Source organism: Zarconia navalis LEGE 11467, assembly GCF_015207075.1.
Lineage (GTDB): Bacteria > Cyanobacteriota > Cyanobacteriia > Cyanobacteriales > Geitlerinemataceae > Zarconia > Zarconia navalis.
In genome coordinates this window covers 1-9,706 of the sequence record NZ_JADEXN010000153.1, presented here as the reverse complement: position 1 = coordinate 9,706, position 9,706 = coordinate 1, and the positions used below count along the sequence as shown (strand labels likewise).

8 protein-coding genes and 1 tRNA gene are annotated in these 9,706 nt (G+C 46.3%); 8 read left to right on the top strand and 1 reads right to left on the bottom strand.

Annotated elements, in window-relative coordinates; translation table 11 throughout:
• A partial coding sequence (locus IQ235_RS10110; protein ID WP_264321347.1) for an ArnT family glycosyltransferase occupies positions 1–1,911 on the bottom strand: 1,911 nt, incomplete at its 3' end.
• A gap of 121 nt (positions 1,912–2,032) precedes the next feature.
• Between IQ235_RS10110 and IQ235_RS10105 the strand changes: the two genes are divergently transcribed.
• The 8 genes from IQ235_RS10105 to IQ235_RS10070 form a co-directional block, all read left to right on the top strand.
• Positions 2,033–2,491: a PPC domain-containing protein gene (locus tag IQ235_RS10105; RefSeq protein WP_264321346.1), complete on the top strand. Its 459-nt coding sequence runs from the start codon at positions 2,033–2,035 to the stop codon at positions 2,489–2,491.
• 509 nt (positions 2,492–3,000) lie between these two features.
• Positions 3,001–3,073, top strand: a tRNA-Phe gene (locus IQ235_RS10100).
• A gap of 884 nt (positions 3,074–3,957) precedes the next feature.
• Positions 3,958–4,638: a sugar transferase gene (locus IQ235_RS10095; RefSeq protein ID WP_264321345.1), complete on the top strand. Its 681-nt coding sequence runs from the start codon at positions 3,958–3,960 to the stop codon at positions 4,636–4,638.
• 556 nt (positions 4,639–5,194) lie between these two features.
• Complete coding sequence (locus IQ235_RS10090) at positions 5,195–5,467, top strand: hypothetical protein (protein WP_264321344.1); 273 nt, start codon at positions 5,195–5,197, stop codon at positions 5,465–5,467.
• 358 nt (positions 5,468–5,825) lie between these two features.
• The gene (locus IQ235_RS10085) at positions 5,826–6,797 is read left to right on the top strand and encodes a GDP-mannose 4,6-dehydratase (RefSeq protein WP_264321343.1); all 972 of its coding nucleotides are present in this window, start codon (positions 5,826–5,828) and stop codon (positions 6,795–6,797) included.
• 91 nt (positions 6,798–6,888) lie between these two features.
• Positions 6,889–7,326, top strand: coding sequence for a thiol-disulfide oxidoreductase DCC family protein (locus IQ235_RS10080; RefSeq protein WP_264321342.1), 438 nt, complete (start codon positions 6,889–6,891; stop codon positions 7,324–7,326).
• A gap of 44 nt (positions 7,327–7,370) precedes the next feature.
• Positions 7,371–7,769, top strand: coding sequence for a histidine kinase (locus IQ235_RS10075; protein ID WP_264321341.1), 399 nt, complete (start codon positions 7,371–7,373; stop codon positions 7,767–7,769).
• A 981-nt stretch (positions 7,770–8,750) separates the two neighbouring features.
• The coding region (locus IQ235_RS10070; protein WP_264321340.1) for a glycosyltransferase family 2 protein at positions 8,751–9,706 on the top strand (956 nt) is incomplete at its 3' end.

Genomic DNA, 9,706 nt, shown 5'->3' with positions numbered 1-9,706 from the left:
GCGATCTCTCTGTTTTATCTCCTGGGATTTTGGGTTCTGAACGATCGCTCGATCGTGCAGCCATTGAGTTCTTGGCAGGGTTTCTGGCATTTGAGGAAGATTCGGGTCGGTATTTTTCCACGTCAGCAACACAATGCCCGATCGCAAATCTTCCCACGATCCCGACCAATGATAGGTGACTGGAACCGGCAACCCCGGCGGTACGATATCGGGAACCTCTACTCGATCGAGCCTAACTCCATTTCCCGCCCGAAATCCGGTTTTGGTCACCCTCACCCCAGGCGTTCGCCGATGCCACAAATTCAAGACGGTCTCATCCGGCAGCGTCCAGCAGCGATGAAACTCAAACTCGGGATTTTGTTCGATCGCTTGTACCATTTCTGGGTAAGATTCGGGAACCGAACCCGGATCGCCAGTTTTGGTGAGGAACCACTCAAGCGAGCGCGCATCTTGCAACACCTGAGACGATCGCACCCCCACCTGACGACCGTATACCTGAAAATCCGCGAGCGTTCCGTAATAGTTGAAATTGTGCTGGTTGATTTGGGGGGTTGAAGGCAGGACTCCTAAAGTCGATCGAAGATAGGGTTCCGTTCGGACGATTTCTTCGACAACCTCGGCATGGGGCCATTCATCTCCTAAGTAAACCGGGTGGGGAGTCCGCGCCAAACTTTGCAATGGCAAAAACGGAAACAGATTAATCGCCCCCAGCAGTGCCGCGATCGCTACCGTTGCCCAGCGAACCCGCCGTTGCACTCCACACAAACCGTACGCCAAAACCAGTGCCGTTACTGGTAATGCCGGGATAAAATACCGCAAGTCTTTATTAATATTGACCGAACACAGAAGATACGCCCCAATCCAAAAAATCGCCAACCATCGAAATGCATTCTCTCGTCGAGGAGGCGCATTATTTTTCCCCCTCAAAAAGGCCACTCCAGACAGCACCAATCCCGCCAGAGACACCCACAACAACGGCGAAGAAACTAAGTCCGGCAACCGCTCTAGGTAGTACGTCCAGGCATCGAGGCTACTCAAGGACGGATCGCCTTCCGCGATCGCTGAATCCACCGTGGCGCGCTTGCTAGAGGTAAGTACGAGCAGCCAATTGGTGCGATACCATCCCCACCAAATCGGTACGGAGACCAGACCGGCACACGCAAGCTGAAACAACCGTCCCCAACGTTTTCGCCACAGCGTTTCGATCGCTACCCCAAGCAGAGGCACGAATAAAAATAACACCGCAGTCTGCTTCACCATCATCGCCAATCCCAGGGAGATTCCGAGGGCGATCGTCCATCTCCAAGTAGAGGATTGGGGAGCTTCGGAGGCTAAAATTTCTCCCGTTTCTCCCGTTTCTCCCAATTCCGAATTCCGAATTCCGAATTCCGAATTCTCAAAGTGCCGCCACATTGTCAGGCACCAAAACGCCAAAGTCACGATCGCCGCGAGGGGGTAATCGAGCAAAAAATCCAGACGTACCTGATACAGTCCCGGCAACAGCACGCAGAGTCCGGCGGCCCCCAGCCCCACTCGCCGATCGAACAAATGAGTTCCCAGGGCGCATACCGAACCGAGCAACACCGCACTAAAGAGCAGATTCACTAGGGTTGCGCCATCGACTCCGGTACCAAACCCGTTTAGAAACGGGGCGGTTGAAATGTAAGTTAGCGGGGGAATTTTAGAAGATAGCAGCCACAGTTGCGTCCACCACTGACCGGAGAACCCGTGGGGGTGTTGCAAGGCTTGCCAGTAATTCATCGAACCAGTAAGGTAATCGGCATCATCCCAAGTGGGAACGGAACGATCTAGAGCAAACCAAAGGCGATCGATCGCAGCTCCCAACAGCCAAATGCCGAACAGAATTGGGTAATGTTTGATGCGAGCGGTTTTCTTTTGAATGTGTGGCACTTGAGTTTTCTGCACGGGCAACACGCCCTCGCTATACTAGAGCAGAACGAATGGGGAAGGGGATCGATCCTTTTGTATTGTTCGATTTATATTGTTCGATCGGTGTGATTCTAGGAGTTTAATGAACGACTTTTTGACCGTTAGATTTCGTCTGGCTTGTTTGGTTCCCGCCACCGCAATGGCGATCGTCTTGAGTTCGGTTCGCACCCAGGCTCAGGATATTTATAACCCGATTCTGTTACCCCCGAGTGGGGAAATTTCCGATACCCTCACAGAAGAGGATATCCCAACCGGACAAGGTGGATTTGCGCGGGACTATCTCGTCGATTTGCAAGATGGCGATCAGATTACCATTGATGTCACCTCCGAGAGCTTCGATACGATCGTCTCTCTGATGACTCCCGATGGCTTAATCGTGTCGGAAAACGACGATGGCCCCGATGGCAGCACCAATTCTCTTCTTTTTACCCGCATCAACAGTTCGGGAACCTATACCGTTCGGGTGCGCGCGTTCGGCGAAACTGGCTACGGTCCGTTCGGTCTCAAAGTGACTCGACTCCGTCCGGTGGCCGGTCAATAGCGTTGGACGAAAGAGCGTTGGACGAAAGTTCGAGAGAGCCTCTTAGAATGTTCCAATAAATAAACGATCCTATAGATTAGGGAATCAGTGGTGTCAACTTAAGTCATTGTTTTAGCTGTTTTTAGGTGTCAAGTTTCCTTGCTCAAAGCCTACTAAACCCACGAGGCATCACGACTTCACTCTTGTACGCTCTAGCGTGTGGGTGAGATGTTTCGACGGACGAGCGGGGGATTGACAAAAGACTCCAGACCTTAAGTTGATACCACCGATCGGAGAACGGTTTCCTACAATTAGCGATAGGAAGTTTATTCGAGATCGTGACCGATCGAAAAACGATCGGAGTACTTCGAGCGCGAGGTATCGGGAAGCCGGTGAAAAGTGAACGGACGAAAGACAATGGATCGTTGATGAGTTGTTACGTGATTCTTTCTCCTCGATCGCTCAACTGAAATTTTAGGCTTGTCAAGCGCCACTAGGTTTGCTAAGCTAATGAAGCGCTAAGGCGAAACGCCGGGATAGCTCAGTCGGTAGAGCAGTGGACTGAAAATCCGCGTGTCCCCGGTTCAAGTCCGGGTCCTGGCATATTATTTTTAGATAAACAAAACCCCTGGTAACTGTTTTGTTGCGAGGGGTTTTTTGCAAAGAGTATATATTTTTCGATCGCATCCAACTCCAGGTATTGGTGACAAGTTAAACAATTTTTCAGGTGTCAAGTCTGCTGACTCAAGCCCGATCGAACCCGCGAGCCACGATGATTTCACTCTTTTAGGTGCCGGTGTGTCGGGGTCTTCCCCTAAGAGCTGGGTTTTCGATGAACGATCGCAGTGCTGGCAAAACCTATTCCACCTTAACTTGTCACCAACGAACTTCAGGTGATTTCCGAGAAAGAATATACCCCTCAAGATGGGTGAGCTTACTCCAGTTGTTAACTTTGGAGATCTCTTTTGACTTGTTGATAGTTGACGGCTGAATGCTAACTAAAAATAGAAAACTTTTGCCTCTGTAAATCTATCCAGGGAAAGAGCGCATTATTTACGACTCCATTTTAAAATAAACTCAAGTTCGTGGCTCGATCGAACATACGTACGTATGCTTTCAGAAAAATCTTTACCGAAACTTTAAATTTGACGAAAATAATGAAGTATTTTGATAAAGATTCTGTAAATACGTAATGAATTCAATTGCGCTCTAATCTCTTTGTCTTAGTATTTATACGTAAGTCAAGCAACGACTAAAATTTGGTGTAGTTGTTGACACTTGGATCGAATTCAATCGCAAAATTGCAAGATCGATTAACTTCAGGGGTGAGAAAGTGAAACCAAACAGACATAAAAATACAATGTCTGCGAAAAATTTTGACTAGGACAGATCGCAAATTGACTGAGAGCTGAGATAAAAAGCATCGTCGCTTTATATCCTCAAATTAAAGCGTAAAAACGCAAGAAACTAAACGCAAGGTTTAAGAGATGACGTTAGCCCTATTACTGAAAAACAACAACTTCCCAGATGAATTTGCAGCAGCTCCAGATTTAGAAAATCCTCATCCTTCTACCTATTCTGGATTCAAACGCTTCCTCGATATTGTTGGAAGTTTAGTGGGACTTTTAGTTCTCGCACTGGTCTTGGTTCCAATCTCGATCGCCATTAAACTGGATAATACCGGCCCTATTTTCTACACGCAGCAACGACACGGACTGCACGGTCAAGCCTTCACGATTTATAAGTTTCGCTCGATGGTCGCTAATGCAGATGCTCTCAAAGCATTGGTGAATAACGAAGCCAACGGACTGATTTTCAAAAATACCCAAGATCCTCGCATCACTCGGGTCGGTCGTTTTCTTCGTAAAACCAGCTTAGATGAGTTACCGCAGTTTTGGAACGTATTACTAGGCGATATGAGCTTGGTAGGAACTCGTCCTCCGACAACAGATGAAGTCATACACTACCAAGCACATCATTGGCAACGCCTGAATGTCAAGCCCGGTATCACTGGAGAGTGGCAGGTAAACGGTCGTTCGCAAGTGACTGATTTTGAAGACATCGTCAGTTTTGACTTACACTATCAACGTCAGTGGACGCCTTGGTACGATCTGGCAATTCTTCTAAAGACTCTCTACATCGTCTTTGCGAAAGTTGGTGCTTGCTAACAATCGCCTTCTTGCAGCATAGAGCGAGCTAAAAGAACTCTTTACCATCTGGTAAAAAGTTCTTTTTAGTTTAAGGCTAAAGTTATTCGATCGCACTGAGCGCGTAATGTGCGATCGGGCACTCGACGTATATCCAAGTTTCACCCACAATATAGAAATGACACCCTAGCATTTACCATCTCACTCAAGACAGAATTTTTTAGAATCGGGTGGAACTTATCATCGTGATATTTGCGTCGTCTTCATTAAGAGCTTGTTCCCCATCGATTTATGGGGAACAAAGATAAACTCTCGCTCTTTAAAAAGGTGTTAGCGATCGAGTCCTTTCATTGCCAGTCTGTGTTGGGTAAAACCGAGGGCGGTAACGAGCTGCACTTCACTTTGGGATAGACCAACTCAAAGCGCATCCTTCTTCGCTCTGCGTTGACTCAATACAGATTCGCTGGAGAATTTCATCAAAACACGCAACTCTCGCAAGTAACGCAAGTAACGGACTGTCTGTAGGGAACTCGATGTCGATCTCGATGCAATCGTTTCAAAGAATTGAAGAGGATATATGAGTGTATTAAAAGTTGATTTCCCTGCAGCCGATGGAGCATTGAACCTCAATCGCACAAATCGCATCGCCGATTTTGAGGATATCATCCGCCTAGATTTTCGCAATCCACCTCAATGGATACGTCGGGAGCCAGTGACGTCCAACTTGAAGCCGAGTCCAAGTGAAATCGCCGAATCTGAAACCATTCACATCCACGATCGAACGAGGTCGTTTGAGAGTTCGATCGTGCCTTTTCGCCGATCGGATCGGAGGCAAAGCTTCGATCGGTAGGGTTGGCTCGCACAAAGAGTTAATGTGAGGAAAGATAACGAAGCTAAAAGCTTTTCGAGAAGTGGCAATCTCAGCTATTTTCGATCGTTTACTTTCTGCTACAAAGTAGGGTTGGCGAATTTCGATCGAGTCGTCCCCAATAAAAATGTCGAGTAATCTAGAAATAAGCAGGTTTCCCGAGGATATGCCGGTCGATACCGGTTGTGAGAACTGAATCGAAATCTTGGCCAACGAGTCCCAACTATTAGTCTCACAAACAATGATTCTTGCAATCTCTTCCACATTGCGATTCCTGCTGCTTCATAAAATTGCTCGATAATTTAGTGCCAACTTAGTGCCAACGCCTGGGAACATATCGATGAAAAAAGCCCTTATCTGTGGTATCTCCGGTCAGGATGGATCTTATTTAGCTCAATATCTACTCGCTCAAGGCTATGAAGTCTGCGGAACCTCCAGAGATGCTCAAATCTCATCCTTCAAAAATCTGAAGCGCTTGGGAATTCGAGATCGAGTCAAACTGGTTTCCATGTCTCTAACGGATTTTCGCAGCGTCCTCCAAGTCCTGACCAAAATTAAGCCCTATGAGGTTTACAATCTCGGGGGGCAAACTTCCGTCGGACTGTCCTTCGAGCAACCCGTCGAAACCCTCGATAGCATTGCCACGGGAACCCTAAATTTTCTTGAAGCGATCCGATTTACCGGCGCACCCGTAAAATTCTACAATGCCGGCTCGAGTGAGTGCTTTGGGGATACGGGGGGATATCCCGCCGAAGAAACGACCCCTTTTCGTCCCCGCAGTCCCTACGGTGTAGCAAAAGCGACGGCATTTTGGGAAGTGGCGAACTACCGAGAGGCTTACGGTTTGTTTGCCTGTTCGGGAATTTTGTACAATCACGAGTCACCGTTGCGTCCGGAACGCTTCGTTACCAAAAAAATTGTATCGGCCGCCTGTCGGATCGCCAAAGGCAGTCCCGAAAAGCTGTATTTGGGAAATATATCGGTACAGCGAGATTGGGGATATGCTTCGGAATACGTCGAAGCGATGCACGCCATGTTGCAGCAGCAACAACCGGATGATTACGTGATCGCGACAGGACAAACCAATAAGTTAGAGGATTTTGTTGCTGAGGCGTTTGCCTATTTCGATCTAGACTGGCACGATTATGTCGTCTGTGACGAGAGCTTGTACCGACCGACGGATATTGATGTTAGCCGGGGCAATCCAACCAAAGCAAAGGAAAAGTTGAAATGGTTTGCTCGATCGAAAATGCGTGATGTGGTGCGAGAGATGGTGGAAGATCGATTGCGGCAGATGGAGTCAAGTCAATAATTATATTTTGGGCGCGATCGGGAAATTTATTGACAAAATATTACAAATTTAGAACACAATGAGAATATAAATTGCCCGATCGTGTTGATTTATGACTTACTTCGTCATTTATGATGGCAACTGCAATCTTTGTGTTACCCTGGTTCAGCTACTCGAAACACTCGATCGCGGCGAGCGATTCGAGTACATTCCCATGCAAGCACAAGATGTATTGAGACGTTATGAGATTACGCCGCAAGGGTGCGAACTGGGAATGATTTTAATGGATTCTCAGTCGCCGGAACGTCGCTGGCAAGGAAGTGAGGCGGCTGAGGAAATCGGACGCTTGCTACCGAGTGGCGAAGTTTTTGTTTGGGTCTATCGCATTCTGCCAGGATTGAAGTGGGTTGGCGATCGCTTTTACGAACAAATTCGCGATCGCCGTTACGATTGGTTCGGACGGCGAACTTCAACTTATATTTCCCCTTACCCGGCGAATATCCCCTCAGCTACAACGAGTTCGTGTAAGATAGGCAATCGAGATTCTTAAGAACCGTTTTAGCGCAAAACAATATCACCATCAGGAATTTATCCATGAGTACGCCCTGTCACATTATTATTGAAGGGAATCCAGCGATTATTTATGCCAGTCGTAATGGGATTCCCGATAAAGTTTTACCTCGCATGAACCGATTTCTAGCAACCTTTTGGCAAGAGAGAGAAGTCGCTGGAGAAAATCGCTACACTCCTGAGTGTCTTCTGGCACAACTCGTAGTTCGATTTGGGTTTGAAATTTGCGAAGATGACTATTCTAATTTGCGGGTGGGACTGACCTACGATCCCACGGTGGAGTATTTATACTGGGTTTCTTTAGACCAAAAAGTGAGCGTATGGGTTCCCCAGCCGGAGTATCGCGACAATCCCCATTTAGGTCTAAAGGGCTGTCGGCAATTAGAAGAAAGATCGGCATTTGAACCTTTAATCAAAACCTAGATATAGCTCTCAATTGGGTTTTATAGTCGTCCGAATGCGATGCGTTCGGGCGAAGTTTTTATAGAAAAATGATGAACACGTATAAGGATAACTGTGCGGCAACCCAATCGACAATGTCACGATGCGTTGCAACACGATTTGCTGCAGTATTGCACGACGGGAACGGATGCGAATATTCGTCTTCTGCAAACAAGTCTCAGGAGATACTCAGGAGACCTTAAGCCCATCTCCCGATAGAAATGTTACATCTAGAGGTGAGTGAGATATGGCAAGATTCTGATTGTTTTGGCAAGACTTGAATCTTGATTGAGTTGGTATTGTTCGCAAAACATTGTTGAAAACATGAAATTCCCGATCGAATCCCAAATAGATCGTAGAAATTAAGTTCTTTTGTGAAGTTAAAGAAGCCTGAAAATCGAAAGGGCTATATCTAAATAGTCGAAACTTCAGGCAAATTCAAATTTAACGGTTTACTCTTTTTGACAATAGTTAAACTCGAGATCTCGAAAAAACGGAGAATTCATGACATCTTCACAGTCAAAAAAGTCATTTATCTACTCACAAAAATACAAATCAAAAAAAATATCGCTTCGATCGCTTTTTTGGAAAATCGTCATCGTCAGTTTTTGTGGAGTGCTCGCGTTCCATGTCAGTGAGAATATCGCGCCGATCCGTTGGAACTCGATTGTATTTTCCGAAGATTTTGAGCTATTTCAAAACTTAGTCGTACCCGATAAATATAACTGGATACCGATCGCAATTTTATTGGTTATCTCCAGTAGTATTATTCGCCTTTTTTCTCCCGACAACCGGAATGCTCGCAGTCTTACCATTGCTATTTTTAGCGCATTTACTGTGCGTTATATTCTTTGGAGGACGCTATATACTTTAAACTTATCAAACTCGATCGATAGCTGCATCAGTATTAGTTTTTTATTGGTTGAGTTTTTTCTGCTTGCGACACAATCTATTCGTTTATTTTTGACAATAGAAGAGAAAAATCGCCACCAAGAAGCCGATCTTCTATCGGTCGCCGTTCTTGATGGCAGTTTTCAACCGACTGTCGATATTTTTATTCCCACTTATGACGAGCCCGCTGTTATTTTGCGGCGGACGATTATCGGTTGCCAAGCCATTCATTACGATCGAAAATCTATCTACATCCTCGATGATACTCGACGCTCGGAAATTGCCGATCTCGCAAAAGAACTTGGATGCGAGTACATTACTCGCTCCGATAACCGCCATGCTAAAGCCGGTAACCTCAATCATGCGATCGCCAAAACCAACGGCGATTTAATTATTATTTTCGATGCCGATTTTATCCCAACTCAAAACTTTATCGAGCGAACGGCAGGCTTTTTTCAGGATCGAGGAGTCGGATTAATTCAAACCCATCAGTGCTTTTATAACAGCGATATTATTGCCCGAAATCTAGGGCTAGAAGAAGTTTTGCCTCACGAATTCGAGATGTACTACCGCCAATATCAACTGATGCGAGATGGGGCCCGCAGCGTTCTGTGTTCTGGAAGTGCCTTTATGGTGCGACGGAGTGCCCTCGAAGACGTTGGAGGATTTGTCACCGAATCCCTCTGCGAAGACTACTATACAGGAGTCTCTCTCGCGGCACAGGGGTACGAGGTGATTTATCTCGACGAAAATTTGAGTGCGGGTTTAATTGCCGAAAGTATGCCCGCATATTTATCTCAAAGACAGCGATGGGCGCGGGGAACTCTGCAAGGACTGTTTCTTGGAGTCAATCCCTTCATCATTGAGGGACTAACGCTGCGGCAGAGAATTTGCAATATAGAAGGCATTATGCAGTGGTTTGCAAATTTAATTAGAATGATTTTTCTATTGATGCCTCTAGCGTACTACTTTTTGGGGATTCTTCCTCTGAAAACGACGATTGAAGAATGGTTGTTTTTCTTTTTGCC

Excerpts from the sequence above, each read along its gene's own strand:
- IQ235_RS10105 (WP_264321346.1), top strand. The coding sequence starts at position 2,033 with ATGAACGACTTTTTGACCGTTAGATTTCGTCTGGCTTGTTTGGTTCCC.
- IQ235_RS10095 (WP_264321345.1), top strand. The coding sequence starts at position 3,958 with ATGACGTTAGCCCTATTACTGAAAAACAACAACTTCCCAGATGAATTT.
- IQ235_RS10090 (WP_264321344.1), top strand. The coding sequence starts at position 5,195 with ATGAGTGTATTAAAAGTTGATTTCCCTGCAGCCGATGGAGCATTGAAC.
- IQ235_RS10085 (WP_264321343.1), top strand. The coding sequence starts at position 5,826 with ATGAAAAAAGCCCTTATCTGTGGTATCTCCGGTCAGGATGGATCTTAT.
- IQ235_RS10080 (WP_264321342.1), top strand. The coding sequence starts at position 6,889 with ATGACTTACTTCGTCATTTATGATGGCAACTGCAATCTTTGTGTTACC.
- IQ235_RS10075 (WP_264321341.1), top strand. The coding sequence starts at position 7,371 with ATGAGTACGCCCTGTCACATTATTATTGAAGGGAATCCAGCGATTATT.